The following is a 25,591-nucleotide window of genomic DNA, read 5'->3' on the forward strand; positions in this document are numbered from 1 at the left end:
CAACGAAGGCGCGGCGGGGACTCTGATTTGATGCCCGGATTGTGACATCTGTGGAGCAGGCTTCGTATATTCGGTTCGCGAGGGCTCCCGCCGATGGTGATGCAACGATAAACCAGCTCGGTAGCGCAGAATTACCTAATACTGGGGCCGAAGTTGCGTTGATCTGCAGTTTTCGGTATGCCAAACTGATCTTGGTCTCGCTTGTCTTTACCTTGTAGGAATCCACTCCCCGCAAGGAATTCCGGCAAGGAATCACCGCTCGTAGTGTGGCCGCGGTCCATTATCACTCTCGTGGCCAGAAGTGTCCCCCGGCAACGGGGACGCGCAGGGTTGCGGGGAGACAGCTCGGCACTCGTCCGCGGCAACGCCGCTGCGGACGTTCCTGAAGAGGCGCATCAGTCATTGGTTTCCGGCAACGCCGCCGAAGCCAATAACGATGGGGGCTGAGGTTATGACCGGTTGGCTTGTCCGCTGGAGTCTTAAGTTTCGATTGATTGTTTTAGCCACTGCTGCCGGCATTCTGGGGTTCGGATTAACAACCCTGCCGTCAATGCCAGTGGATAATCTTCCAGAATTCTCTCCGCCGCATGTGGAGATCCAAACCGAGGCACTGGGCCTGTCCGCCGTGGAGGTCGAACAGCTCATTACCTCGCCTATGGAGGCTGACCTGCTGAACGGGGTTGCCTGGCTCGACGAAATTCGTTCGAAGTCAGTCCCGGGCCTCTCTTCGATTGAGATGGTTTTTGAGCCTGGCACCGATGTCCTCCGCGCCCGGCAGCTCGTTGCAGAGCGGCTGACGCAGGCCTTCGCGCTGCCCAACGTGTCATCTCCGCCGATACTGATGCAGCCGCTCTCCTCGACGAGCCGCGTCATGATGGTGCAGATGTCCTCACAGGACGTGTCGCAAATCGACATGTCCGTCTTGGCCCGCTGGGATGTCAAGCCGGCGCTCATGGGTGTCCCGGGCGTGGCAAACGTCTCCATCTACGGCCAGCGCGAACAGCAGCTGCAGGTGCAGGTGGACCCGAAGCAGCTCCGCGCGAAAAACGTCACCCTAAGTCAGGTGGTCGAGACCGCCGGCAACGCGGTGTGGGTGTCCCCGTTGAGCTTCCTGGAAGCATCAACCCCGGGCACAGGCGGCTTCCTCGAGTCCGCCAACCAGCGCATCGGCATCCAGCACGTGCTTCCAATCCGGACACCGGCAGACCTCGGCAAGGTCAGCGTTGAAGGCGCATCCGACAAGACGCTGACGCTGGCCGACGTGACCACCCTGAGCGAAGACCACCAGCCCCTGATCGGCGACGCTATCACCGGCAAGTCGCCCGGGCTGTTGCTGGTCATCGAAAAGTTCCCCGACACGAGTGTTGCGGACGTGACGCAGGGCGTTGAGGCGGTGCTGGACGGGCTGCGTCCAGGCCTTTCAGGCATCGCCGTCGACTCCACCGTATTCCGCCCGGCGTCATTCGTTGAGTCCGCTATTGGCAGCCTGGGCCTTGCCCTGCTGGTCAGTCTCCTGGTGGTTACGGCGCTGATCGGCATCGCATTCCGGTCCTGGCGGTACGCCCTGCTGGCCTTCGTCGCCATTTCCGTGGCGGCCGTGGCTGCGGCGCTGGTGCTGCAGTTCCAGGGAGCGGTCCTGAACGTCATGGCGTTCGCGGGCCTGGTCCTTGCCCTCCTCGTTGTCATCGGCGATGTCATCTCCGACCTGCACAGTTTCCGGCGGGAATCGGCCGATGAGCGGGTGGCACGCGAAGCTCTGCTTGCCCACGGGCTGCAGCGGTCCCGCGTGCCTGTCCTGTTCGCCGGACTTACCGCTCTGCTTGCCCTCGCCCCGGCGCTGTTTGTCCCGGGTGTGGAGGGTGCGTTCCTGAAGCCCCTGGTGCTCTCCTACCTGTTGGCCACCGCTGTGGCGATGCTCGTGGCCCTGACGGTGACGCCGGCCTTGGCGAGCCTGCTGCTGCGGGGTAACAGACGGCCACGGCGCAGCCTTTCGGTGGTCCGCAAGGCCCGGCTCGGCTACGAGCGCTCGGCGCGGGCCTTTACCGGAGCGGTGGCCACAGTGTTCGCACTTGCGGCGGCTGCAATGGCCATCGCCGCACTTGCCATCGTTCCGGCCGCTACGGAGGAACTTCCTGTTGTGGCCGCTGTTCCCGACCGCACCCTCCTCGTCGAATGGGCGGCGGGGGCGAGCACAGGGGCCGATGTTATGAACAGGGTGATGACCAACGCCAGCGAAGAGCTGAGCGGAGTCCGCGGAGTCTCCTCCGTGGGCGGCCACGTTGGACGTGCCATCACCTCAGATTCCTCCTCTGACGTCAATGCCGGCGAACTCTGGGTGACCATGGAGGACGGCGCCAACATCAGCAGCGTGCGCTCCGAGGTGCGGGAGATCGTTGAGGGCTACCCGGGCCTGACGGCGAAGGTGACCACCTACCCGGAGCAGCAGGTTGCTGCTGCCAGCGAAATCGACAACCGCCAGTTCAGGGTGCGCGTTTTCGGCGTGGACCTGGATATCCTCCGCCAGAAAGCGGACGAAATCCGCGGGATCCTGTCGCGTACGGACGGCGTGGTAGAGCCGCAGGTGGATGTCACGGTAGACCAGCCTGTTGCGGAAATCGAGGTTGATCTCGCCAAGGCGCAGAAGCAGGGCATCAAGCCCGGAGATGTTCGGCGGGCGGCTGCAACCGTCCTGCAGGGCATCGAGGTGGGGTACCTGTTCGAACAGCAAAAGGTGTTCCAGGTGATCGTCAAGGGTACGGAATCCACCCGGAACAGCCTGACAAGCGTTACCGACATGATGGTTGACAAGCCTGAAGGCGGGCAGGTCCGGCTGGGTGACGTGGCCAAGGTCACGCTCCGCCCGAACCAGACCGTGATCCACCATGACGACACCTCCAGGCGCATCGACGTCGTGGCCAACATCCAGGGCCGCAGCCTCGGCGACGTCACGCAGGATGTTCAGGCGGCCATCAAGGGAATGCAGTTCCCCGTGGAGTACCACGCTGAAATCCCGCCGCAGTACGCCGAAAAGCAGGCCGCCGGTGCTTTCATCTGGTGGCTCGCCCTGGCGGCGGCAGCCGGCATCCTGGTCCTGCTGCTGACGGTCCTCGGCAACTGGCGGCTCGCAGGGCTCGTCTTCCTGCTGCTTCCGGTTGCACTGTCCGGCGGAATCCTCGCCGCCGGCCTGGCCGGCGGTTTCGGCTCAATGTACGTGCTGGTGGCCCTGGCGGCGGTGCTCGCCCTGGCAGTCAGGGACGTGGTCATGCTGATGGGAACCTATCAATCACTGCAGTCCCGTGCCCCGTCGGATTCGCCGGCGCATCTCATGCGGCAGGCGGCCGGAGAGCGGCTTCTGCCAACTGTTCTGACCACCGTGATCACCGGACTGGCGCTGGTGCCGCTGGTGCTGCTCGGCGGGCCGGTCGGCGGAGGCATGCTCCTTCCGCTGGCGCTGGTTGTGTGGGGCGGGCTTATTACCACTGCCCTGCTGACCCTATTTATTCTGCCGATCCTGTTCCTCCGCATTGGTCCACGCACCAACACGGACTGGGGGAGCTCATTGGTGATCAACAACGGACCGGTTCTGGCAGAGAGGTCGGAAGTGTCATGAAAAGCAATAGTGATTTTGGGGGCTGGCGTTCTGTTCTGGTGCTGGTCTGCGCAGCGTCCATTGGCCTCGCCGGATGTGCCACGGTGAAAACCACCGCGGCGCCCGCCGGGCAGGCAGCGTCCACCATGGAGAAGGCCGGCCCGGATCTGAACAAACTGACGCTGACAGACAAGGCAGTGGAAAGGCTGGGAGTGACCACGGTCAAGGTGACCAAGGGTGAAGGCAGTCCGCTGCAGGTGCCCTACGGCTCACTGGTCTACGACGCCAACGGAAAGACCTGGGTCTACACCAATCCCGAGCCGCGGACCTACATCCGGGCGGCGGTGACGGTGGAGAAGATCGCCGACAACAAGGTGCAGCTCCAGTCCGGTCCGCCTGCAGGAACCGATGTTGTCACCGTTGGTGCCGCGGAACTGTTCGGCGCCGAATTCGGCACAAAGGGTCACTGACATGCGCCGGATTGTCGGGTTCAGCCTGAAATTCCGCGCCTTGGTGGTTGCCATCGCGGTGGCAATGATGGCGTTCGGCGGCGTCCAGCTCAGCACGGCTTCGGTGGACGTCTTTCCCGAATTCGCGCCGCCGAAGGTGGAGATTCAGACCATCTGCATTGGCCTTACCGCTGCCGAGGTGGAGCAGTTGGTTTCCGTTCCGCTCGAAGACGCCCTCAACGGCGTTGAGAGTCTGGATGAGATCCGCTCCAAGTCCGTGGAGCAGCTGTCCTCGATCGTGCTGATTTTCGCCCCGGGAGCGGACCTGCTCAAGGCCCGCCAGCTGGTCTCGGAGCGGATCGCCACCGTCATTCCGTCGCTGCCCACCTGGGCGGCGCCGCCGATGATCCTGCAGCCGCTCTCGTCCACCAGCCGCGTCATGAAGATCGGGCTGACTTCGGACCAGCGCTCGCTCATGGAAATGTCCATGATCACGTACTGGAAGATCCGCGCCCACCTGCTGCGGGTCCCGGGTGTGGCCAACGTGGCCATCTGGGGCGAGCGACTGCAGATGCTGCAGGTGCAAGCGATTCCGGAGAAGCTGAAGGCCAACGATGTCAGCCTGAACCAGGTCATGGAGGTCACTGCCAACGCCCTTGACGCCGGCCTGCTGCAGTATTCGCCGGGTTCCGTCATTGGAACCGGTGGCCACATTGAGACGCCTAACCAGCGGCTCGGCATCCAGCACGTGCTGCCGATCACCACTCCGAAGGATCTGGCGGAGATCACCATCGAGGAGAAGAACGGGAAGCCGCTCCGCCTTGGTGACGTGGCCAATGTGGTGGAGGACCACCAGGCGCTCATTGGCGACGCCGTGATCAACCAAGGTCCCGGGCTGATGCTCATCGTCGAAAAACTTCCATGGGGCAACACCCTGGAAGTCACCAGGGGCGTTGAGGCTGCCCTGCAGCAGATGGAGCCGGGACTCAGCGGCATCACCGTTGATACGGAGATCTTCCGTCCGGCAACGTTCATCGAGGAATCCCTGAACAACCTCAGCCGCGCGCTGTTGCTGGGCTGCATCCTTGTTGTGCTGGTGCTGGGTGCATTCCTCTTCCAGTGGCGAACGGCACTGATCAGCCTGATCGCCATCCCCCTGTCGCTGGTGACGGCGGCGTCCGTCCTCTACCTCACAGGTGCATCGGTGAACACCATGGTCCTGGCAGGGCTGGTGATTGCCGTCGGGGTGGTGGTGGATGATGCGATCATCGACATCGAGAACATCATCCGAAGACTCCGGCAGCACCGGGCGGAGGGCGGGACACGGTCCACGGCCTCGGTGGTCTTGGAGGCCTCGCTGGAGGTACGCGGGCCGATCATCTACGCCACGCTGATCATCATCGCTGCGGCGGTGCCGATCTTCTTCCTGCAGGGACTGACCGGGGCCTTCTTCAGGCCGCTGGCCATCTCCTACACCCTGGCGGTGCTGGCATCCATGCTCGTGGCGCTGACCGTCACACCCGCGCTGGCCCTGATCTTCATGCGGAAAGTCCCGCTGAAGGAACAGGAACCGCCCCTGGTGAGGGTGCTCAAACGCGGTTACCGCGCGGTCCTCAGCCGGATGGTGAGGCGGCCCGTGGCGGGGTACGCGACCTTCGGCGCCATGGCGGCCATCGGTGCCATCACGGCACCGCTGCTCGGGCAGTCGCTGCTGCCTGACTTCAAGGAGCGCGACTTCCTGATGCACTGGCTGACCCAGCCGGGCACGTCGGTTTCGGAGGAGTACCGCGTCAGCCAGAAGGCCTGCGAGGAACTGCTCACCATCAAGGGCGTCCGGAACTGCGGCTCGCACATCGGGCAGGCCTTCAACGCAGACGAGGTCGTGGGCGTGTACTTCGGGGAGAACTGGATCAGCATCGACCCCGCGGTTGACTATGACACGACGTTGAAGTCAATCCATGAAGTGGTGGACGGCTATCCCGGGATCGTGCGCGACGTCCAGACCTACCTGAAGGAGAGAATCCGTGAGGTTCTCACCGGCGCCAGCAACGCCGTCGTCGTCCGGCTTTACGGGGACGATCTGGCGCTCCTGCGCTCAAAGGCGGCGGAGATCCATTCGATCTTTGACAATACGGAAGGAGCAATTGACGTCCAGACGGCGCTGCAAAAGGACATTCCGCAGATCAATATCGAGGTCGATCTGGCCAAGGCCCAGAGCTACGGGCTGAAGCCGGGCGACGTCCGGCGGGCCGCGGCAACGATGGTGGCCGGCGAGGAAGTGGGCGACGTTTACCGGGGCGGCAAGGCATACGACGTCCAGGTCTGGAGCCCGCCAGAGGTCCGCTCCGATATCAGCAGCATCAGGAATCTCCCCATTGATACACCGAGCGGGCAGAAGATCCTGCTGTCCGATGTGGCGAGCGTCCAGGTCAAGCCGACCCCGAACGTCATCCAGCGCGATGCACACTCCAGGCGTATCGATATCCAGGCCAACGTGAAGGAAGGTGCACTGGGCACAGTAGTTGCGGCCATGGAGGAAGGGCTCACGAAAGTGGAGCTGCCCCCGGGCTTCCGTACTCAGATCCTGGGTGAGTTCCAGGAGCGCCAGGCGGCGACCAACACCCTGCTGTCACTCGCCATTGGGGCGCTGGCCGTGATCTACCTGCTCCTGCAGGTGGCCTTCGGAAGCTGGCGGCTGGCGACGCTGGTGATCCTCACCCTGCCGATTGCCCTGGTGGGCGGCGTCTTCGCGGCCTTCATGGGCGGAGGGGTACTGTCACTGGGGTCCATTGTGGGCTTCCTGACGGTCATGGGCATCGCGGCCAGGAACGGCATCCTGCTCATCAACCACTGCCAGCACCTGGAGAAGTATGAGGGTGAAAAGTTCGGTCCGGAACTCGTGCTGCGGGGCGCCGGGGAACGCCTCTCGCCGATCCTCATGACCACCCTGGCCACCGGGCTTGCCCTGGTGCCGCTGGTGGTCCTGGGAAACATCCCCGGGCATGAGATTGAACATCCCATGGCCCTGGTGATCCTCGGCGGGCTGGTGACGTCCACGCTCCTGAACCTGTTCGTGGTCCCGTCGCTGTACCTGAGGTTCGCCAAGCCGAAGGCCGAGCGGCACCAGGCACCGCCGGAGCCCGTCCTGGCTAACGCCTAGCCCCGAACCCGCTGGTCCATCCGCCGCCCACGCCCCGCCACCCGCGGGAACGTGGGCGGCGGTGGTGCGGGGACGGAATGCGTACCCGTTCCCACCCGCCGGCGCCGCAGTTCCAGCGCGAGGCTTTCCTGGCCGCGGGCCATTGCCCAGCGGTGGTTGGCCGAGAAACCGGGTTTCAGCAGCCTGCTGAGCCGCCTCAGCAGCGGCTTGGTGGCGCTGACCCGCCAGTCATACGTGATCAGGACCTCCGGGCCGTCCTGCTCGAACGTCCAGCGTCCGGTCCCGTCCAGGTCGCCCGTTGCGCGGATCGCGAAGCCCTTGCTGGTGATCGGTTCCGTGACGGTCAGGGTCCACCGAAGGGTGTAGGGGAGCCAGCCCTTGGTGTGCAGCCTCGCCATCCGCCCCACGCCGTTTTCCCTGCCCGGATGGATGGGGTTGACGCTTAGGTACACGGACGGCCACCACCGGGCCAGTCCGGCGGGATCACCCAGGATCTCCGCGACGTCGTCCGTTGTCCCGGCCACGCGCCAGACCGTGACGAAGGCGTAGTCCGTGCTCCGGGTGCCTTTGGCGTTCATGTGTGCCTCCTTGCAGCGGATAGATCTGGACTCCATTCAAGCGCGTGCGGCCCGTCCGCCATAGACTGCTGGCGTAAGTCACCACGCCCAAATTGAGGAGTAGCGATGAACTACAGCGGAAGCCAGTATGAGAAGGCCGTGACGGCGGGGGAGCTTGACCGCAGCCACCTCGGCCATACGGTGAGCTTTCAGCCGAACGACTTCACCGTGGTCTTCGGCAGGATCGCCGGAATCGCCCGGACCGACGCGCAGGTGTACCTGACCCTGGACGGAGTCGGCGGCGGCACCCATCTGAAGGATGAGTACGACCTGCCCGTGGCGCACGAGGTGTACGTGCAGTTGGATCCGCTGAGCAGCGCGGGAAAGACCATCTCGGACGCGGAGCGGGTCATCAAGGAGAAGCTGGACGAGATCAGGAAGAACCTCCTCGACCGGGAACAGAAGTCCAGCCCCGAGTAACAGGCCCGGTTGTTGGCTCCTGCAGCGAAAAACCCCGCCGCACAAGAGTGCGGCGGGGTTCTTCCAGGCAACCGCTCCGCGTATGGGGGAACACGGAGCGTTCCTGTCAAAACTAATGGACAGCTTGCTTAGGTTTCAAATCGGCGCCACCTTTTTCCAAGCCCGCGGCGGTAATATCCGGCTACCGTCGCCGTAACGGGTCTCCTCGATCTACGGCTTCGGTAGGCGGCCCGCTCTGCGAACCGGGGAATGAGCGGGCCGCCGCACCCCGCGCGACATACAGCGCGTCTGCACCGCCGCCCTGGAACTCCGGCCGTGAGGCTGCCGTCAACCCTGACGATGGATACGATTGCTTCCCTACAAGCCCTGAGGGTGGCTGCAGAAGGAATTGCTCCAGCGATCCATTAGAAAACTCTGCAGATCGTCGGTGACTTTAAAGCGGTCGCGGGCCCTGCCAGGAAACACAAGCGATCACACGCAAATGTGTAATTATCGGTCCATGCCCGAAACCGCAGATCACCCCGTCGCCGTTCGTGCGACGGCTTTCATCGGACCCTCAAGGTGGCTGCAGCGCCCGGTGCGCCTGGTCCGGTATGACGCCTACTGGGCAGATGGCCGCCTGGACTTCGACGTAAGCCTCTCGAAGATGATGTACCGGGGTTACCCGGCGGACTTCGCTGCCATCGATGAGAGCGTGCACGCCCAATGCCCGGAAGTGGGAACCGGCCGGTGGGTGGACGATTTCGGACGGGTTGTTGAAGGACCCACCCGGACTGATCCGAACCCGCCGGGAAACGGTGGAGGGGAACCTCGGAAGTATGGAGTTTCCAGGCACGAGTCGGATACCAAGGCGAACCGCAAGTGGCGCGTCGGCTTTGGAGTAGCCAGTCTTGGCCTTGGCCTCTACCTCGTCACCGGGCCGATCAGTGACGGATTCGCCGGTTTCGTGGGAATGCTGTGCTCCATCTTCGGCCTGTCATCACTCGCGGGCCTGCTCCCCAGAAAATACCAATGGTGGTGAGTCGCTTGCGAGCTCCCTGGTTTGATGGCAGTCATGGGGGGCATCCGCCACGGCCGGAGTGGTCTCCATGTTCGCCCTCCCGCGCAGGTCCATCCGTAGCGGTCTGCCTTACTAATGGGCTCGGAGAATATGGCTCAGTCGCGGTGGGCTCCCATAAGCCGTCGGCGCTTCGGATGGGGCCTCATAGCGGCGTTTCTCGCCGGAGTCCTGGGGTTTGCCGTTCATACGGCCGCTATCTGGAGTCTTGAAGCTGGTGTGACCCGTTTGTTTTTTCTCGTCTTGTCGGACTGGCAACTCATTTTCGGTGCGCATCTCCTCAGCGGCGTGACTGGGGCGACCGGGCTGGCCTTATTGGCTCCGCCACTCATCAGGCGAATAACCCGAACCTGGCTTCGCCGGCTGGCTGCTGTGCTGGTGGTTTTGGCCGCTGCCGCAGCCGCCTTGCCGTGGCTGCTGTACCTCGTGGGCATCGGACTGAACGCTGCTTCAGCAACTTACACCAGAGTCACGGCTGAAACCGGCGAAAGTGTCATCGTCGAGCAGTCGGGCTTCGACCGCGGAGACTACGCCGTCTACCGACAGGAAGCCCCCTTCCTCTACGAGAGGAGTGCAGAGGGGAAGTCTGTCTCGGACGCCTTCGATCCGGGTGAGTGCACACTGGCGGATAGGGCCGCGGATCTCCTGCTCACTTGTGGAGTGGATAGTGTTCCGGTTCCGCCCCTTGATGCGGCCTCCATTTCCTAAGACAACGTCAGAGGGCGCGAAGTGAGTGAGGTCCGTCCGCCTCGTCTAGCTCACCGAGCGCGCTGATCGCCTCGTCGGCGTCGTCCGGCATTGCAAGAATTTTGTTGCCGCTGCGTCACTGCGGACGAATTCTTGGTAAAGCAAAAGGCCCCGGTTCCCTTTGTTTATCAAGGGAACCGGGGTCTTTCTAGTTGGCGGTGACGGTGGGATTTGAACCCACGTTGGCTTTTACACCAAACAACATTTCGAGTGTTGCACCTTCGGCCGCTCGGACACGTCACCAACCTGACTAGGGTACCGGAGCAAGGCCCGCATCCCCAAAACGGCATGCTTTTGCGCCGCGGTTCAGGCCGCAGGAGCGGCCACGCCGGGCAGCATCTTCCCGGAAATTGGGGCCGGGCACTAGATTCATAAGCAAGATGACTACTTCCCAGCAGCAGACCGAAGCAACCGCATATTGGACCGTGGGCCCCGGCCAGGGTGAACTGCGCACCGAGGAGCTGGCCGCCCCCGGCCCGGAGGAGGCCCTGGTGCGCTCGCTGTACTCCGGCATCAGCAAGGGCACCGAACTCGTGGTCCACCAGGCCGCCGTTCCGCCCTGCGTTGCCGAGGAAATGCGCGCCCCGCACCAGGAGGGCTCCTTCCCGTCGCCGGTGAAGTTCGGCTACCTGTCCGTGGGGGTGGTGGAGCAGGGCCCGGCGGATTGGGTGGGGCAAACCGTGTTCTGTCTCCACCCGCACCAGGACCGCTACGTGGTCCCCGTTTCCTCGCTCACCCGCGTTCCCGACGCCGTTCCTCCCCGCCGCGCCGTCCTCACCGGCACCGTGGAAACGGCGGTCAACGCCCTTTGGGAGGCGGGGCCAAGGCTGGGCGACCGCGTCGCCGTGATCGGCGCCGGACTGGTGGGCGGCATGGTGGCCACGCTGTTGCGCACGTTTCCCCTCGCACGGCTCCAGCTCGTGGACCTCGACCCCTCGCGCAAGGACCTCGCCGACGCCGTCGGCGTCGACTTCGCTCTTCCGGATGATGCCCTGCCGGACTGCGACATCGTGTTCCACTGCTCCGCGTCCGAAGGCGGACTGGAACGCAGCCTGAAGCTGGTGGGGGACGAGGGCGACATCATCGAGATGTCCTGGTATGCCGACCGGAAAATTACGCTCCCACTCGGTGAGGACTTCCACGCCCGCAGGCTGTCCATCCGCGCCAGCCAGGTGGGCGCCGTGGCGCGGGCCCGCCGGCACCGCCGGACCAACGCCGACAGGCTGGAGCTCGCTGTGTCCCTGCTGGAGGACCCGGTGTTCGATGCCTTCCTTACCGGCGCCTCCGACTTCAGCGGGCTGCCCGGCGTGGTCCAGGACCTGGCCGAGGGCCGGCTCGAAGCGCTGTGCCACGTCATTGAGTACCCGCCCACTGAAGCCACCGGCGCCGAATACCCCGTCCATAAAGCCAAACCCACCGAAACCGCGAGGTAACCAGTGTTCAGCCTGACCGTACGCCGCCACTTTATGATCGCCCACAGCCTTCCCCGCGAGGCCTTCGGGCCTGCCCAGGGCCTGCACGGGGCGACCTTCGTCGCGGAGGTGACGTTCCGCCGTCGTGCCCTTAACGACGACGCCATCGTTTTGGACATCGGCGCGGCTGGCGACATGATCGAGGAGGTGCTGGCCGGGCTCAATTACCGGAACCTCGACGAGCACCCGGACTTCGCTGGCAAACTGAGCACCACGGAGGCGCTGGCGCAGTACATCGCGGACGCCGTGGCGGAGCGCCTGCGGGAGGACAAGGACGGACGGGAACTCGCCGGCCTGGACGTCACCCTCCGGGAGAACCCGGACGCCTGGGCAAGCTATGCCCTTGAGTTCCAGGCCCTCGAGCCCGACCGCCGCTGACGCCGCCATGCTCCCCCCGCTACCGGCCCCGCCGCCAGCCATCCGGCTCCTGGTTCCCGCGAACATCCGCCATAACTCCGGCGGCAACGTCTACAACGCCGCGCTGGCGCAGGGCCTCGAGCAACTGGGAACCGAAGTAACCATCCAGCCGGTCGGCGGCGAGTGGCCGGTGGCCAGCAAGGAAGAACGACGGCGGCTGGCCGGCTTGCTCACGGCGGGAACCAGCGCAGGAGCCCAAGCAGGGTCCCCGGCGGGGGTGCCCGCCAACACCATCACGATCGTTGACGGCCTGGTGGCCTCCGGCGCCCCCGAAGCGATGGAGGCTGCCGCCGCGGCCGGCCACCCGCCGTGGGTCCTGCTGCACATGCCCCTGGACGAGCACCCGGACCTGGAAGCCCGGGCGCTACGGGCGGCCGACGGCGTGATCTGCACCAGCGGCTCCGCCGCCGCCGAGATCAGCCGGCGGCACGGCCTGGCCGGCGTCCGCGCGGCGCTGCCCGGCACAGAGCGTGCCCGGGTGGCGGCCGGATCTGAGCCACCGCGCCTGTTGGCCGTGGCGGCACTGCTGCCGAACAAGGACCAGCTGGTTCTCCTCGGGGCGCTGGCCCGGCTGCGGGATCTGGAGTGGACGGCGGCCCTCGTCGGTTCGGCCACGGCGGACCCCGACTACGCCCGCAAGGTGGCGGCGGCAGTAGACCGCTACGGCTTGGGCGGCCGGGTGCAGCTGCCCGGTGAACTGACCGGCGAGGCGCTGGAGCAGCAGTGGGAGGCCGCCGACCTGAGCCTGCTGGTCTCCAAGGTGGAGGCTTTCGGCATGGCGGTCACCGAGTCGGTGGCCCGCGGGGTACCGGTCATCGTCCGGGCCGGCACGGGGGCGGTGGAGGCGCTGGGGCTGGGTGCGGAAACTGCCCCAGGACCTCCGGACGGTGCTGGACCCGCACTGCCCGGCGCCGTCGTCGAAATGGGTGGTGTCGGTGACAGCGGAGACGCTGGAGACGGCCAATCCGGCGACGGTGACCCAGGGCCGCTGGCGGCCCTTCTGCGCAGATGGCTCACAGACCCCGGGTTGCGCGCCGAATGGCGCCGGCGGGCCCTCGCTGGCAGGGAACTCCTGCCGGGCTGGGACGCCACTGCGCGGCAGGTGCTCGGCTACGTGGCGCCGAAAGCGTCGCAGGGCGGCCATTCCTCGCAACCGCCTGCTGATGGAGAATGAGGCATGACCACCCACGTCCCGTCTGCCGCCACCCTGCCAGCCGTTGAAGCCCTCACCCCGGAGCTGCTCCAAGCCTGGGCCTGGCACCGGCAGGGGCTGGACGGCACACTCGAAGGCCGCACGCCGCAGGAGGTGCTCGCCGCGGTGGGCTGGGCGAGGTCCGTGGGCGGCGCCAACCCGTACCTGACCCTCTTCGCCCGCGCCGGAATCCGGCGTGAGCAGGTGGATACGGACGTCCGCGAGCTCAGGATCCACGAACTGCCCACCGCCCGCGGTTGCACCTACGTGCTGGGCCGGGAGGACTTCGACTGGGCGCTGAGCCTGGGTAAAAGCGCTGAAGAGGCCTTCCGGGTGCTGGCACGGCTCGGCGTCGACCGCGGCGAGATCACGCTGCTGGAGGAACAGATCCTGCACGTCCTCGGCGAAGCCGATGGTCCGCTGGACCCCAGACAGCTCAAGGAGGAGCTGGGGGAGTCGGTGCGCAGCCTGGGCGAGGAAGGCAAGAAAAAGGGGGCCGCCACCACGTTGACCACGGCGCTGGGGCTGCTGCAGGCAGACGGCAGGATCCGCCGCGTTCCGGTCAACGGGCGGCTGGACCAGCAGCGCTATGCGTACACAACGTGGGGCCTGCCGCCCAGCCGGCTCGGACCCGAAGGAGCACGCGAGGAACTGATCCGCCGCTACCTCGGCTGGACGGGCGGCGCCACCGTCAAACAATCCCAGTGGTTCACCGGCTTCACCCTCACCGACAGCAAGGCGGGGCTCGCCGCCGTCGGGGCCGTGGAGGTGCCCACCGCCGGCGGCGACGTGCTCTGGATGCTGCCGGCCGACGTCGAACGCCTCGCGGACTTCAACCCGCCGGAAGGGGAACAGATCCAGCTGCTGGCCGGCACCGATTCTCTGGTGCTGCACCGCCGGAACGCGCCGGACCTGTTTGCGGACGAGGACCGGGACCGGAAGCTGCTGAACGCCACCCTGGCGCTGCAGGCGGACCTGCCTGACCATCCCATCTTTGACCGCGGCAGGATCATTGGGCTCTGGCAGTACGATCCCGGCAGGGAAAGGATCGCCGCCTGGCTCTTTGCTGGCCGGACGCCCGCCGTGGAACAGCGCATCGCCGAGGTTGAGGCGTGGATCCGGGAGGACCTGGGTGACTTCCGCTCCTTCAGCCTGGATTCACCGGCGTCCCGCCAGGTGCGGATCGACGCGCTGGATTCCGCCGGCTAGCAGGCCAGTTAACTGCCGGTGCGGTGCGCCGCGAAGAACTCCCGCAGCAGCACGCCGCATTCCTCCTCCTGCACGCCGGCATAGACCTCCACCCAATGGTTCAGGCGGCGCTCGCGCAGAATGTCGAACACGGAGCCCGCCGCCCCGGCCTTCTCATCCCAGGCCCCGAACACCACGCGGTGGATCCGGGCCAGAACGATCGCTCCGGCACACATGGCGCACGGTTCCAGGGTCACCACCAGCGTGCAGTCCTCCAGCCGCCAGCCGTCGCCGCTGCCACCGTCGAGAGCCGCGCGTTCCCGCAGCCGTGCTGCGGCCTCGCGGATGGCCACCACCTCGGCGTGCGCGGTGGGGTCCCCGAGGGCCTCGCGCTCGTTGCGTCCGGCGCCCAAAACAGTTCCGTCCGGACCGATCACGACGGCGCCGATCGGCACATCCTCGGTAGCCAGGGCCCGCCGGGCTTCTTCGAGGGCAAGGCCCATCCATTCCAGGTGTTGCGGATCCGCCGGGGCCATGGGTCAATGATAGTTTCGAAGGATACTTAGCATCGGACAAAGCAAACGCCGGGAGTGACGATGAAGTCCCTGACTGAGAGGTACGGCAGGTGGCTTGGGCCCTACGCGGCCCTTTGGATCACCCTGGTCGTCGGCGGCTTCCTGGTGATCGTCCTGACGCTCCTCAGCGCTGAGGTATATAACAGCGTTGTGGACCAAGACGGCGTCTCGGGGCTGGACAAACCCGCCCTCCAGCTGGCCAAGGAGTACCGGAGCCCCGAACTCGATTCGGCCGTTACGGCCTTCACGAACATCGGCGGCGGCATCGGCATGCCCATCCTGGCGAGCATCCTCGTGGCCTGGCTGATCTATGTCAGCCGCAGCTGGCGGCCGCTCATTCTGGTGGGCGGCGCGGCGGCAGTCTCGGTGACCGCCACCAGCGTGGGCAAGACGCTTCTGGGCCGCACCCGTCCCGACCATCTCGACGCCGTTCCGCCGTTCGAATTCTCGCCGTCGTTTCCCAGCGGGCACACGTTGAACACCACCGTGGTGATCAGCATCGTGGTGTACCTGGTGTGCCTGCAGTTCCGGAAGACTTCGGCACGGACGTGGGTGATCGTCTCGGGGGCGGCGTTCATCATCGCCATGGGACTGAGCCGGGTGTTCCTCGGCCACCACTGGCTGACGGACGTGATGGCCGCCTGGTTGATCGGGGCGGCCTGGGTTGCCGTGGTGATCCTGGCCCACCGGCTGTTCCATGTCATCCGCCGGCGGGAGCATGCGGGCCCCGCGCCCACGTTCGAGCACCCGGCCCATCTGAAGGACGACAAAGCCGACCGGGCGGACCGCCTGCAGGGGACTCCCGATGCCGGGGACGGCGCCGGAAACCGGGGTGGGGAGCCAAGCCCCGGGTGATAGTTTTGACCCATGCGCACACTCGTCGTGGACCATCCGCTGGTCGCCCACAAGCTCACCGTCCTGCGGGATAAGAACACCCCCTCACCGGTCTTCCGCGAGCTCACCGAGGAGCTGGTCACCCTCCTGGCCTACGAGGCCACACGCGACGTCCGCACCCAGCCGGTCACCATCGAAACCCCGGTCGCCACCACCACCGGCACCGCGTTCACCAAGCCCACCCCGCTGGTGGTTCCCATCCTGCGCGCCGGGCTGGGCATGCTCGGGGGCATGACCAAGCTGGTCCCCACGGCCGAAGTGGGTTTCCTGGGCATGGCCCGCGACGAGGAAACCCTGGACATCATCACCTACGCGGAGCGCCTGCCGGATGACCTTTCCGGCCGCCAGATCTTCGTGCTGGACCCCATGCTCGCCACCGGCGGAACGCTGCGTGAGGCCATCAAGTTCCTGTTCAAGCGCGGCGCCGCCGACGTCACCTGCATCTGCCTGCTGGCCGCTCCGGAGGGCCTGGCCAAGCTGGAGGAGGAACTCAAGGACGCCAACGTCACCATCGTCCTCGCCTCCATCGACGAGAAGCTGAACGAAAAGGCCTACATCGTGCCGGGCCTGGGCGACGCCGGCGACCGGCTCTACGGCATCGCCGGGTAGACCGGATCGCTCGAACCGGCGGGCCTCGACCAAAGTCCACCGGCGGAGGTCTTCCGGAGCGCGGGGCGCCCCGGCTAGCCTGTGCACCATGGACTGGAAACTTGAACTCGTCTTCGTACCCGTGTCCGATGTGGACCGCGCCAAGGACTTCTACGTCAACAAGGTCGGTTTCAACGCCGACTACGACGAGCGGCCCATGGACGGGCTCCGCTTCGTCCAGCTGACCCCGCCCGGTTCGGGCTGCTCGATCGCCATTGGCGAGGGCCTCAACGATGCTCCTCCGGGCACGGCGCCCAGCCTTCAGCTGGTGGTCAGCGACATCAACGCGGCCCATGACCAGCTCAAAACGAACGGCGTGGACGTCAGCGACGTGGACATCCAGGACTGGGGCCACTTCGTCTACTTCGCCGACCCCGACGGCAACAAGTGGGCGGTGCAGTACCTCCCAAACCGGCCGAACGGCTGAGTTCCGAAGGACGCGGCGGCGAACCGGATGAGGCAGGATGGAAGCCATGAGCCTTCCTGCCGAATCCGCCACCATCACGCTGACAGCCCGCGCCGTCCTGTTCGACATGGACGGCACCCTGGTAGATTCCACTGCCATCGTGGAGCGCGTGTGGACCGAGTTCGCCGGACGCTACGGCCTTGATATCGCGGAAATCCTCCGCACCTCCCACGGAGTGCAGGCGCTGGATACTGTCCGCCGCTTCGCTCCGGAGGGGGCCGACGTCCATGCCCTGGCCGCCGAACTGGGACAGATGGAACTGACCGAGACCGACGGCATCGTCGCAGTGCCGGGTGCGCTGCAGCTGCTCGAGTCCCTGCCCGCCGACGCCGTGGCACTGGTGACGTCGGCGTCGCGCGATCTCGCCACCGTCCGGATGGCGGCGGCAGGGGTGGAGATGCCGGCAGCCATTGTCACGTCCGAGGACGTGTCCCGCGGCAAGCCGCACCCCGAGGGCTACCTGGTCGGCGCGTCCCTGCTCGGGGCAGACCCCACGGAGGCAGTGGTTTTTGAGGACGCTCCCGCCGGCATCGCCGCAGGAGTCGCCGCCGGTATCCGGACCGTCGCGGTGGGCCCGAACACCGGCGTCCTTCCCGACGGCGTGCTGCACATTCCGGACTACACCGCCGTTACCGCCACGGTGGAAACCGGCCAGGACGGACGCCCGGCGGTCTTCCTGCGGCTCTAGTCTGCACCTGTCAGGACAGGTCGTAGACCGTGGCGCCTCCGATGGTCTCGGCCTGGAAGTGGCCGCCACCCACTCCGAGATGCGCGCCGCGGCGTCGGAGCCGGTTTTACCCTGCATCATGCTTCCGCCAATTGAAGTAGTGGATCTTGCCCTTTGCGACGAGCTGCTGGAACTCCTCCCGCGTGGGTGCGGGATCCGTCCCGTTGAAGCTCCCGACGGCCATGACCGGCAGTTCGGCGGCAAGCTGGTAGCCAGCCGCGTTGTTGGAACCCACGACGGCGGCGGCCCAGGTGTAGTTTGCCGAGTCAGTCTGAAGCGCTGTCACCAGGGCGTCCGGCGGGGTGCTGGTGCCCAGGCGGCCGCCCATGCCACCGCCGCCCCCTCGGCCGGTGAATCCGCCCTGTGCCCGAGTGCCGGATTTGCGAGATTGCCTAGCCCAGCCAGGTGCCCTGCCGGGCAAAGTCCTGGGCTTTAGCGGGGGATGAGGACCGTGGAATGGTGTTGGCCATGATTGCCTAGTTGGTCAGCTTGTACACGGTGGAGTTGCCTACGGTCTGGCCCTCGAAGTTTGCGGCAACCCAAGTGGCTACCTCAGAGTTTCCGCCGCGTCCGCGGCCTCCGCCCATGCCGCCGCCGGAGATGAAGTAGCCGATTTTACCGTTGGCCACCATCTCCTGAAACTGCGCGAGGGTGGGGTAGGGGTCGCCGCCGTTCCATCCGCCCAGGGCAATCACATTGGTGCCCGTGGCAAGTTCCAGGCTGGCCGCCTGGCTTGCGCCGGAAACAATTCCGGACCATTTGGCGGTGCTGGCCTTGAGCAGCGCGGTGAGTTCGGAGTTCGCCGTACCGGCGCCGTCGGGACCCATGGCAACGTTAGGAGCACTGCCGCCGTCGGTTGAGCCGTTGGGCGCCAACCCGGACCCGTCGGGGGCCAGGCCGGAACCGTCCGGCAACCCCGAGCCGGACGTGCCCGGTCCGGCAAAGCCGGCGCGTCCCCCCTGCCCGCCCGGTCCGCCCATCGCAGAGGCGGTGGGGCCTGACGTCGGAATCGATCCGGAGTGGGGCTGGGCTGCCGTGGCGAAGGTCCACGCAGTGCTGCCCAGCCCGCCGGCCAGCAGCGAAACCGCCACGACAGTCGCCGTCGCCGTCCTGCGGAACCGGGCGGGAATCGCCTGGAGCGAATCTATCCGGAGCAGCAGCGCGACGGCGGCCAGGACACCGAGGATCACCACGGCCACCCTGATCCAGGGCAGCCAGGTGTCGCGACCCAGAAGCACCGCGGACCAGACCGACCCCGCAAGGACTGTGGCGGCCAGCGTGATCCGGGCGGGCAAGTGGGAACGGCCACGCCACAGTTCCACGCCACCCATGCCCACCAGCGCGGCGATTGCCGGGGCCAGCGCAACTGCGTAGTACGGGTGGACAGTGCCGCTCATGAAGCTCAGGATGCCGGTGGTGACCAGGAGCCAGCCACCCCAGAGGACCAGGGCTGCCCGGGTGCGGGATGTGCGCGCTTCACGGCGGGTGAACCACAGCCCGGCACCCAGCAGGATGAGGGCCGAAGGGAGCAGCCAGGACACCTCACCGCCGAAGCTGGTCCCGAACATCCGGGTGATCCCCGCTGCGCCGCCGAAGCCGACATTTCCGCCCATGCCGCCGCCACCGCCGGGCATGCCGCCACCGCCGCCTTCGGAGCCGGTGATGCGGCCCAGGCCGTTGTAGCCGAAGGTCAGTTCCAGGAAGCTGTTGGTTTCGGACCCGGCCATGTAGGGCCTGGTCGAAGCGGGAGTGAGCTGGAACAGGGCGATGTAGCTGCCGGCCACCAGCAGGATGCCGCCTGCAGCGGCGAGCAGATGCAGAAGCCGCCGTCCGAGGCTCGTGGGGGCAGCCCAGACGTAGGCCAGTGCGAGGCCGGGAACGATCAGGAAGCCCTGGAGCATCTTGGTCAGAAAGGCCAGGCCGATCACGGCACCGGCGGCGGCCAGCCACTTCCAGCCGGCCTTTTCAATGGCACGGGTAGTCAGGTAGGCGGCCAGCACCAGGCACAGGGTGAGCATCGCGTCGGGGTTGTTGAACCGGAACATCAGCGCGGCCACCGGAGTCAGTGCCAGCACGCCGCCGGCGAGTAGTCCCGCCGCGGGTCCGGATATGCGCTTGACCGTCAGGTAAAGGAGTCCGACGGCGGCCACCCCCATGAGCGCCTGCGGCACCAGCATGCTCAGCGGCGAGAAGCCGAAAACCCGGCCCACGAGGGCGGGAATCCACAGGGCCGCCGGTGGCTTGTCCACGGTGATGGCGTTTCCGGCGTCGAGGGAGCCGAACAGCAGCGCCGTCCAGTCCTTGGTGCCCGCCTGGATGGCTGCGGCGTAGAAGGAATTGGCGTATCCCGTGGCTTCGAGGTTCCACAGGTACAGCACGGCGGTGAACGCCAGCAGCGCTGCGGCCGAGGGCCGGACCCAGCGCGGCTGGTTTCCCACCAGCAGCCGGGAGGCCTTGCCGGCCGGCGGGTTCGCTCCGGGTTGGCGTCTTTGGTGGCCTGATCTTCCGACATAGCCGGCGCGGGCTGCACGGCGCCCACCGACTTGTGCTCTGTCGTCGGGTCTGTCGCCTGGTTTGGGGGAGTGACGGTGGTGCTCATGACTGTGCCATTTCTGTGTTCGGGGCGGATGCCTGCGGGAGGGATGGCTCGGAAGCGGCAGGATCTGCGGGAGCGTTGGTGGGGACTGGCCGCCGTCGGAAGACCCACAGCCGGAACAACAGGAACTTCACCGCGGTGGCCGCGAGGTTCGCGGCGGTGACGGTCGCCAGTTCAAGCCAGCGGTCCGGCGTCGTGCTTCCCGGCAGTGCGCCGCTGTGGACCAGTGCGAGCGCGCCGGAGGTGAGGGCGAGCCCGATCCCAAAAACCAGCAGCCCTTCAAAGTGGTGGCGGGCAACATCACTGTTGCCGGCGATGCCGAACGTGAAACGCCTGTTCGCGGCGGTGTTGGCCACGGCCGTGGTGAGCAGGGCCAGCAGGTTGGCCAGCTGCGGGTCCATCAGGTTGCGGCAGAGGTAGAAGAGGACCAGGTAGGCCAGGGTGGACGCCACGCCAATGGTGCCGAACCGCACCAGTTGGCCGAACAGGCTTCCGCCAGGGCATTGCTCCTGGCTGCGGGATCCGGCGGGGAGAGGGCCGCGGGCCAGGGCCGCGCGGAGTTCGGCGACGGGGATACGGCCGGTGACCATGTCCTTGCTGAGCCGGGCCATGCCACGCATGTCCGCAAGAGCCGTCTGGACGATGTCCACGCTGGAGTTGGGGCCGTCGGTCCAGTCCACCGGCACCTCGTGGACGCGGAGGCCGCACCGTTCGGCGAGGACCAGGAGTTCGGTGTCGAAGAACCAGGCGGTGTCCACGGTGTGCGGCAGGATCTGCTGGGCAATATCGGCCCGGATGGCCTTGAAGCCACACTGCGCATCGCTGAAGTGGGCGCCCATGAGGGACTGCAGCATGAAGTTGTAGCCGCGGGAAATGAATTCGCGCTTCGGCCCGCGGACCACCCGGGAGTTGCGGGTCAGCCGCGTGCCGATGGCCAGGTCGGAGTGGCCGGAGAGCAGCGGGGCCAGCAGCGGACCCATGGCGGCCAGATCGGTGGAAAGGTCCACGTCCATGTAGGCCAGGACAGGTGACGGCGAAGCCAGCCAGACTTTCCGCAGGGCGTTGCCGCGGCCCTTCTCGTCGAGGTGCACCACGGTGACCTCGCGGAGTTCCCGGGCCACCCGTTCGGCAGCCTTGAGCGTGCCGTCCGTGCTCGCGTTGTCTGCAACGGTAATGCGGAACGAGTGCGGGAACGTGCCGCGCAGGTAGGCGTGGAGCCGGCGCAGGCACTCCTCCAGGTCGCGTTCCTCGTTGTAGACCGGGATGGTCACGTCCAGGACCGGTTCCGTGGTGGCGGTGTCGATGGGCGACCGCCGCGTGTGCCGGGTCTGCGCCGGGGCAGGTCCGGCCGCGCCGGCTCCCTGGAGCGCATGCGGCTGGGTGCGCAGCGGTGGGTGCGGCGGGGTTCCGGAGGCCCGGTCAGTGATGGTCATGGCTCAACAGTGGCCGCCGCTGTTATGAGGGTTTTAGGGCCGAGCTGTGCGGGGGCTGTGGAAGTGACTTCGACGCTCCGCCGGCCGTCAGCATCAGCTGTGATTGCCGTTTTTCTGCGCCACCCTGCATGGTTGCCGCCGGTGTGGTGGACGCCGAGGCTTGCATTTCTGCACCACTTTGCCTGCGGCAGGAAGATCAGCGACGCAGAAGGGCCCCGGATCCGTGCGGATCAGGGGCCCTCGGCACCTAGGCGGTCAGCCTAAAGCGGTGCAAAAATGTTCGTCGTCAGCCCGATTGGCCGCGGGAACGCTCAGTACCAGTTGTGGGCGAGGTGCCAGTTCAGCGCACCGCACGGGGAGTCGTAGCGCTCCTGGATGTAGTCCAGGCCCCAGTTGATCTGGGTGCGGTAGTTGGTGCGGTAGTCCGCCCCGGCGGTAGCCATCTTCTCGGCGGGCAGTGACTGGACGATGCCGTAGGCGCCGCTGCTCGCGTTGGTGGCCGTCGTGCGCCATTCCGATTCCTTGGTCCAGAGCCGCTTCAGGCACTGCATCTGGTCTGCCGACCAGCCGAAGGACCCCAGCTTGCTGGCCGCGTAGGCCTGCGCGCCGGCGGGATCGTTCAGGGCCACAGGCGCAGCGGCCTTCGCGGGGGCAACCTTCGCGGGGGCAACCTTGGCGGCGGGAGCCGGGGCAGCCTTGGCGACGGGAGCAGCCTTGGGCGTGGCAGCCTTGGTGGCCGCCTTCGGAGCGGCAACCTTGGGCGCCGCGGTCTTGGCGGCAGCCTTCGGCGTGGCTTTGGCGGTCGCCTTAGTTGCCGACTGCGGAGCGATGGACGCCGCGGAGGGCGCGGGCAGGGCGGAGATGAGCGTCTTGTCGAAGCTCAGGGTCTGCCCGGCGTCAGCGGTGGTGGCGGTCGTTTGAGCGGCGGAAGGCGTAGCCTGCTCGGCTGCCTGGCCTGCGGCGCCGACGCCAACGAGCACGGCTGCGGCAGTGGTTAGGACCGCTGCCCGGCGCCCGAAGGACGGAAGGCTTGCGGTCAAGCGGCCCCAGGCCGTCGCAGGCCGGGCCGGCTCTGCACGGTGACGGGAAATCTTGTGGTCAGACTGCTGGGAGGCGCGATCAGGGCGCGCCTGTGCCTTGAATTCAGACATGGTTGATTGCCTCTCAACACCTGCGGAGTTAGCTGTCGGGTTCGGATGAGGTCATCCGGCCGCACGGAAATTCACGTGTCGGCTTCACCCCAAGGGCTGATGCGGAAAGCCCGGGACTCTGGTTCCCCCGCCTCTGCCTGAACTAGCGGAATCCGGGAAGCGGCAGAGCTGGGCGTCAATCCGGACATGCAGCTCTAGTGGCGGCTGCACCCAATCGACGGTACAGGAGGCTTTTGATTAAGTCACATTTAGGTAACGGACATCACGACGACGGCGCGGCGCCTTGCTTGGGCAGCCGGACGGCAAATTCTGTCCGTCCCGGCCTGGACGTGACCTCCACCGTGCCGCCGTGAGCCTCCACGATGGACTGCACGATGGACAGGCCCAGGCCGCTGGTTCCCTCTGCCGACGCAACCCCCGGTTCCCCCTGCGAAGCCGCGGTACGGAGGGCCGTTTGCGCGCCTGCGCCACCGGTAGCAGAACCCTTCGCTGTCGCGGATGCAGGCGCCAGGGGCGCCTGCGCCGGGGTCGCGCGTGACGCGTCCGCGCGGGCGAATCGCGCGAAGACCTTGTCCACAAATTCGGGCGGGATGCCGGTGCCGTCGTCCGTGACCGTAATCACAGCGCTGCCGTCCGCCGACCGCATCACGCCGGTGGTCACCGTGGTGCCGGGCGGGGTGTGCTTGCGGGCATTGGAGAGAAGGTTGACGAGGACCTGGTGCAGCTGTGAGGCATCGCCCCGGACCGACACGGGTTCCTCGGGAAGGTCGAGGTGCCACGCCCGGTCCGGTGCCATGACTTTTTCGTCGCTGACGGTCTCAATCACGAGCTGCGTGAGGTCAACGTCGCTGAGCTTGAGCGGTTGGCCCTCGTCGAGCCGGGCCAGCAGCAGGAGGTCCTCCACCAGGGCGGTCATCCGTTCCGACTGGCTCTGCACGCGTGCCAGGGACCGCTGCCCGTCCGGAGTGAACTTTTCGGTCATGCGCATCAGTTCGGTGTAGCCGCGGATGGCCGTGAGCGGAGTGCGGAGCTCATGGGAGGCGTCCGCCACGAACTGCCGCACCTTCATTTCGCTTTCCTGCCGCGCCTCCAGCGCGTTGGAGACGTTGTCCAGCATCTGGTTCAGGGCGTGACCCACGCTGCCCACTTCGGTTCCGGGATGGGCGTTCGACGGCGGGACGCGGACGGCGAGTGCCACCTCACCGGCGTCCAGCGGCAGGCGAGACACCTGGGTGGCCACCTCGGAGAGCTGCTCCAGGGGTTTCATGGTGCGGCGGATGAGCACCGTCCCGGCAAGGCCGATCAGCACAAGGCCGCCCAGCGAGACGATGGTGATGGTCCACACGAGCGATGTCAGGGTGTTCTGCTTTTCCGCGAGCGGGAGCCCGGTGACGATCACGTCGCCGTAAGGCGCCTGGGCGGCGACCAGGCGGTAGGTGCCAGAGGACAGGGTGCGTTCGACGGGCACGCCGTCGCGGCGGAGCGCCAGGAGGACTTGGTCGTCCGCTGCCGACAGCGAGGCGACGGTGGCGTCCGTGGCAATGAAACCTGCACTGATGACGGTGCCGTCCTCGATCCGGGCCGTCACGGTGCCGATCCGCTGGCCGCGGGCGCCCAGCGGATCGGGCTTGGTGCCAGGATTGCCCTGCGGTGGCCGGCCGAACTCGCTGGAGCGGTGCGCCGCATCCGAGAGCTGCTTGTCCAGCTGCTGGGTCAAATAGGAGTCCATCGAGGCGTAGCTGAAAAGGCCGATCGCGCCGCAAATGGCCACCAAAAGCGCCATGGCAACGAGGACCAGGCGCGTGCGGAGGTGCCAGGTGTCCGGCTTCAGCCAGCTTCGGCGCTGGGTACGGATTGCACCGGAAAGGTTTGCCACGGCCTACTCTGCCGGCTTGATGACGTAGCCCGCGCCGCGGACCGTGTGAATCATCGGCGGGTGCACGGCATCCACCTTTTTGCGCAGGTATGAGATGTACAGTTCGACGATGTTGGCCTGGCCGCCAAAGTCGTAGTTCCACACCCGGTCCAGGATCTGGGCCTTGCTGACCACGCGCTTGGGGTTCTCCATGAGGTAGCGCAGCAGCTCGAACTGGGTGGCTGTCAGCTGCAGCTCGTCGCCGGCGCGGGTGACTTCGCGTGTGTCGAGGTTCAGGACGAGGTCGCCCACCACAAGCTCAGCGGAATCCATGGCCGCGACGCCGGAACGCTGGACCAGCCGGTGCAGGCGCAGCAGGACTTCCTCCATACTGAACGGCTTGGTGACGTAGTCGTCGCCGCCCGCGGCGAGGCCCACGATGCGGTCCTGTACCGCGTCCTTGGCGGTAAGGAACAGGGCCGGGACCTCCGGTGCGAAGGCGCGGATCCTGCCCAGGAGCTCGACGCCGTCGAACCCGGGAAGCATCACATCAAGCACCAGCACGTCCGGGCGGAACTCCTTGGCGAGCTTCACGGCCTCCGGACCGTCGGCAGCGACGGCGACCGACCAGCCAGCCATGCGCAGGCCCATGCTCATGAGTTCTGAGAGGCTCGGCTCGTCGTCGACCACAAGGGCGCGGATGGGGGATCCGTCCGGGTGGGTCAGCTGCGGAAGGTTGTTGGTCATGGAGTGCGAAGTGGCCATGTGACAACTCTCCGTTCTGGTGATTAGCCGCCGCTTTGGCAACCCTGTGCGCCGGCTGTGAATCCCAGCCTAGCGAGCTGAAAGGCGTCGAGTACGTGTTTTTGGGTCACAGCCATGGCTCTTGCGCCGCACAGGCCAATCACAGGAAGGCTTTCCAGTCTGGAACGGACACT

Annotated in this window: 22 protein-coding genes, 1 tRNA gene and 1 riboswitch; of the genes, 14 read left to right on the forward strand and 9 right to left on the reverse strand. The window is 66.4% G+C overall.

What is annotated here, in order from left to right:
- Positions 1 to 451 precede the first annotated feature (451 nt).
- From J7I85_RS18665 to J7I85_RS18675, 3 genes are read left to right on the forward strand one after another with little or no spacing between them, the layout of a single operon-like run.
- Positions 452 to 3,610 (forward strand): efflux RND transporter permease subunit, encoded by a 3,159-nt coding sequence (locus J7I85_RS18665; RefSeq protein ID WP_214854984.1) that lies wholly within the window; start codon positions 452 to 454, stop codon positions 3,608 to 3,610.
- Positions 3,607 to 4,059: a hypothetical protein gene (locus J7I85_RS18670; RefSeq protein WP_214854986.1), complete on the forward strand. Its 453-nt coding sequence runs from the start codon at positions 3,607 to 3,609 to the stop codon at positions 4,057 to 4,059. The genes J7I85_RS18665 and J7I85_RS18670 overlap by 4 nt, the downstream gene beginning before the upstream one ends.
- A gap of 1 nt (position 4,060) precedes the next feature.
- Entirely contained in the window at positions 4,061 to 7,198 is a 3,138-nt protein-coding gene (locus J7I85_RS18675; protein WP_214854993.1) for an efflux RND transporter permease subunit, read from the forward strand.
- Here the strand turns inward: J7I85_RS18675 and J7I85_RS18680 are convergent.
- Complete coding sequence (locus J7I85_RS18680; RefSeq protein ID WP_214855001.1) at positions 7,195 to 7,776, reverse strand: SRPBCC family protein; 582 nt, start codon at positions 7,774 to 7,776, stop codon at positions 7,195 to 7,197. The two genes, J7I85_RS18675 and J7I85_RS18680, sit on opposite strands and share 4 nt — an antisense overlap.
- Positions 7,777 to 7,881: 105 nt before the next feature.
- On the opposite strand from J7I85_RS18680, the gene J7I85_RS18685 reads away from it, so the two are divergent.
- The 3 genes from J7I85_RS18685 (at position 7,882) to J7I85_RS18695 (ending at position 10,000) form a co-directional block, all read left to right on the forward strand.
- Positions 7,882 to 8,235: a hypothetical protein gene (locus J7I85_RS18685; protein ID WP_214855004.1), complete on the forward strand. Its 354-nt coding sequence runs from the start codon at positions 7,882 to 7,884 to the stop codon at positions 8,233 to 8,235.
- Between the two features lie 499 nt (positions 8,236 to 8,734).
- On the forward strand, positions 8,735 to 9,256 hold the full coding sequence (locus tag J7I85_RS18690; protein WP_214855007.1) for a hypothetical protein: 522 nt from the start codon (positions 8,735 to 8,737) through the stop codon (positions 9,254 to 9,256).
- A 114-nt stretch (positions 9,257 to 9,370) separates the two neighbouring features.
- The gene (locus J7I85_RS18695) at positions 9,371 to 10,000 is read left to right on the forward strand and encodes a hypothetical protein (protein WP_214855010.1); all 630 of its coding nucleotides are present in this window, start codon (positions 9,371 to 9,373) and stop codon (positions 9,998 to 10,000) included.
- A 192-nt stretch (positions 10,001 to 10,192) separates the two neighbouring features.
- Here the strand turns inward: J7I85_RS18695 and J7I85_RS18700 are convergent.
- A tRNA-Ser gene (locus J7I85_RS18700) sits at positions 10,193 to 10,282 on the reverse strand.
- Positions 10,283 to 10,419: 137 nt separating this feature from the next.
- Here J7I85_RS18700 and J7I85_RS18705 point away from each other — a divergent pair.
- Genes J7I85_RS18705 through J7I85_RS18720 form a run of 4 tightly spaced genes read left to right on the forward strand, consistent with a single transcriptional unit; the run spans position 10,420 to position 14,329 of the window.
- Positions 10,420 to 11,472 (forward strand): zinc-binding alcohol dehydrogenase, encoded by a 1,053-nt coding sequence (locus J7I85_RS18705; protein WP_214855012.1) that lies wholly within the window; start codon positions 10,420 to 10,422, stop codon positions 11,470 to 11,472.
- 3 nt (positions 11,473 to 11,475) lie between these two features.
- Positions 11,476 to 11,889, forward strand: a complete 414-nt coding sequence (locus tag J7I85_RS18710) for a 6-carboxytetrahydropterin synthase (protein WP_214855015.1) — start codon at positions 11,476 to 11,478, stop codon at positions 11,887 to 11,889.
- Positions 11,855 to 13,102, forward strand: a complete 1,248-nt coding sequence (locus J7I85_RS18715; RefSeq protein WP_308159548.1) for a glycosyltransferase family 4 protein — start codon at positions 11,855 to 11,857, stop codon at positions 13,100 to 13,102. The genes J7I85_RS18710 and J7I85_RS18715 overlap by 35 nt, the downstream gene beginning before the upstream one ends.
- Before the next feature lie 3 nt (positions 13,103 to 13,105).
- Positions 13,106 to 14,329, forward strand: a complete 1,224-nt coding sequence (locus J7I85_RS18720; protein WP_214855018.1) for a DNA glycosylase AlkZ-like family protein — start codon at positions 13,106 to 13,108, stop codon at positions 14,327 to 14,329.
- Between the two features lie 8 nt (positions 14,330 to 14,337).
- On the opposite strand, the gene J7I85_RS18725 is transcribed toward J7I85_RS18720, so the two are convergent.
- Positions 14,338 to 14,844, reverse strand: a complete 507-nt coding sequence (locus J7I85_RS18725) for a nucleoside deaminase (protein WP_214855022.1) — start codon at positions 14,842 to 14,844, stop codon at positions 14,338 to 14,340.
- 60 nt (positions 14,845 to 14,904) lie between these two features.
- Here J7I85_RS18725 and J7I85_RS18730 point away from each other — a divergent pair, with 60 nt between their 5' ends.
- The 4 genes from J7I85_RS18730 (at position 14,905) to J7I85_RS18745 (ending at position 17,579) form a co-directional block, all read left to right on the forward strand.
- Complete coding sequence (locus tag J7I85_RS18730; RefSeq protein ID WP_214855025.1) at positions 14,905 to 15,738, forward strand: phosphatase PAP2 family protein; 834 nt, start codon at positions 14,905 to 14,907, stop codon at positions 15,736 to 15,738.
- A gap of 12 nt (positions 15,739 to 15,750) precedes the next feature.
- Positions 15,751 to 16,386, forward strand: coding sequence for a uracil phosphoribosyltransferase (gene upp, locus J7I85_RS18735; protein ID WP_214855028.1), 636 nt, complete (start codon positions 15,751 to 15,753; stop codon positions 16,384 to 16,386).
- 88 nt (positions 16,387 to 16,474) lie between these two features.
- Positions 16,475 to 16,852 (forward strand): VOC family protein, encoded by a 378-nt coding sequence (locus J7I85_RS18740; protein WP_102972694.1) that lies wholly within the window; start codon positions 16,475 to 16,477, stop codon positions 16,850 to 16,852.
- Between the two features lie 46 nt (positions 16,853 to 16,898).
- Positions 16,899 to 17,579: an HAD-IA family hydrolase gene (locus tag J7I85_RS18745; RefSeq protein ID WP_214855031.1), complete on the forward strand. Its 681-nt coding sequence runs from the start codon at positions 16,899 to 16,901 to the stop codon at positions 17,577 to 17,579.
- A gap of 106 nt (positions 17,580 to 17,685) precedes the next feature.
- On the opposite strand, the gene J7I85_RS18750 is transcribed toward J7I85_RS18745, so the two are convergent.
- The 6 genes from J7I85_RS18750 to J7I85_RS18775 all read right to left on the reverse strand — a co-directional run bounded on the left by J7I85_RS18750 (position 17,686) and on the right by J7I85_RS18775 (position 25,418).
- Entirely contained in the window at positions 17,686 to 17,946 is a 261-nt protein-coding gene (locus J7I85_RS18750; protein WP_214855034.1) for a hypothetical protein, read from the reverse strand.
- 148 nt (positions 17,947 to 18,094) lie between these two features.
- Positions 18,095 to 20,056, reverse strand: a complete 1,962-nt coding sequence (locus J7I85_RS18755) for a glycosyltransferase family 39 protein (RefSeq protein ID WP_308159550.1) — start codon at positions 20,054 to 20,056, stop codon at positions 18,095 to 18,097.
- Between the two features lie 157 nt (positions 20,057 to 20,213).
- Positions 20,214 to 21,647: a bifunctional glycosyltransferase family 2/GtrA family protein gene (locus tag J7I85_RS18760; protein WP_214855037.1), complete on the reverse strand. Its 1,434-nt coding sequence runs from the start codon at positions 21,645 to 21,647 to the stop codon at positions 20,214 to 20,216.
- 311 nt (positions 21,648 to 21,958) lie between these two features.
- The gene (locus J7I85_RS18765) at positions 21,959 to 22,798 is read right to left on the reverse strand and encodes a hypothetical protein (RefSeq protein WP_214855040.1); all 840 of its coding nucleotides are present in this window, start codon (positions 22,796 to 22,798) and stop codon (positions 21,959 to 21,961) included.
- A 3-nt stretch (positions 22,799 to 22,801) separates the two neighbouring features.
- Positions 22,802 to 22,956, reverse strand: a riboswitch (cyclic di-AMP (ydaO/yuaA leader).
- A 104-nt stretch (positions 22,957 to 23,060) separates the two neighbouring features.
- Positions 23,061 to 24,674, reverse strand: coding sequence for a HAMP domain-containing sensor histidine kinase (locus tag J7I85_RS18770; RefSeq protein ID WP_214855044.1), 1,614 nt, complete (start codon positions 24,672 to 24,674; stop codon positions 23,061 to 23,063).
- 3 nt (positions 24,675 to 24,677) lie between these two features.
- Positions 24,678 to 25,418 (reverse strand): response regulator transcription factor, encoded by a 741-nt coding sequence (locus J7I85_RS18775; protein ID WP_003801275.1) that lies wholly within the window; start codon positions 25,416 to 25,418, stop codon positions 24,678 to 24,680.
- Positions 25,419 to 25,591 lie beyond the last annotated feature (173 nt).

Origin of the sequence: Arthrobacter sp. ISL-65 (assembly GCF_018613795.1) — a bacterium.
Lineage (GTDB): Bacteria > Actinomycetota > Actinomycetes > Actinomycetales > Micrococcaceae > Arthrobacter.

Coding starts and splice junctions, on each gene's coding strand:
- J7I85_RS18665 (WP_214854984.1), top strand. CDS start 452: ATGACCGGTTGGCTTGTCCGCTGGAGTCTTAAGTTTCGATTGATTGTT.
- J7I85_RS18670 (WP_214854986.1), top strand. CDS start 3,607: ATGAAAAGCAATAGTGATTTTGGGGGCTGGCGTTCTGTTCTGGTGCTG.
- J7I85_RS18675 (WP_214854993.1), top strand. CDS start 4,061: ATGCGCCGGATTGTCGGGTTCAGCCTGAAATTCCGCGCCTTGGTGGTT.
- J7I85_RS18680 (WP_214855001.1), bottom strand. CDS start 7,776: ATGAACGCCAAAGGCACCCGGAGCACGGACTACGCCTTCGTCACGGTC.
- J7I85_RS18685 (WP_214855004.1), top strand. CDS start 7,882: ATGAACTACAGCGGAAGCCAGTATGAGAAGGCCGTGACGGCGGGGGAG.
- J7I85_RS18690 (WP_214855007.1), top strand. CDS start 8,735: ATGCCCGAAACCGCAGATCACCCCGTCGCCGTTCGTGCGACGGCTTTC.
- J7I85_RS18695 (WP_214855010.1), top strand. CDS start 9,371: ATGGGCTCGGAGAATATGGCTCAGTCGCGGTGGGCTCCCATAAGCCGT.
- J7I85_RS18705 (WP_214855012.1), top strand. CDS start 10,420: ATGACTACTTCCCAGCAGCAGACCGAAGCAACCGCATATTGGACCGTG.
- J7I85_RS18720 (WP_214855018.1), top strand. CDS start 13,106: ATGACCACCCACGTCCCGTCTGCCGCCACCCTGCCAGCCGTTGAAGCC.
- J7I85_RS18725 (WP_214855022.1), bottom strand. CDS start 14,844: ATGGCCCCGGCGGATCCGCAACACCTGGAATGGATGGGCCTTGCCCTC.
- J7I85_RS18730 (WP_214855025.1), top strand. CDS start 14,905: ATGAAGTCCCTGACTGAGAGGTACGGCAGGTGGCTTGGGCCCTACGCG.
- upp (WP_214855028.1), top strand. CDS start 15,751: ATGCGCACACTCGTCGTGGACCATCCGCTGGTCGCCCACAAGCTCACC.
- J7I85_RS18740 (WP_102972694.1), top strand. CDS start 16,475: ATGGACTGGAAACTTGAACTCGTCTTCGTACCCGTGTCCGATGTGGAC.
- J7I85_RS18745 (WP_214855031.1), top strand. CDS start 16,899: ATGAGCCTTCCTGCCGAATCCGCCACCATCACGCTGACAGCCCGCGCC.
- J7I85_RS18750 (WP_214855034.1), bottom strand. CDS start 17,946: ATGGGCGGCCGCCTGGGCACCAGCACCCCGCCGGACGCCCTGGTGACA.
- J7I85_RS18760 (WP_214855037.1), bottom strand. CDS start 21,647: ATGACCATCACTGACCGGGCCTCCGGAACCCCGCCGCACCCACCGCTG.
- J7I85_RS18765 (WP_214855040.1), bottom strand. CDS start 22,798: ATGTCTGAATTCAAGGCACAGGCGCGCCCTGATCGCGCCTCCCAGCAG.
- J7I85_RS18775 (WP_003801275.1), bottom strand. CDS start 25,418: ATGGCCACTTCGCACTCCATGACCAACAACCTTCCGCAGCTGACCCAC.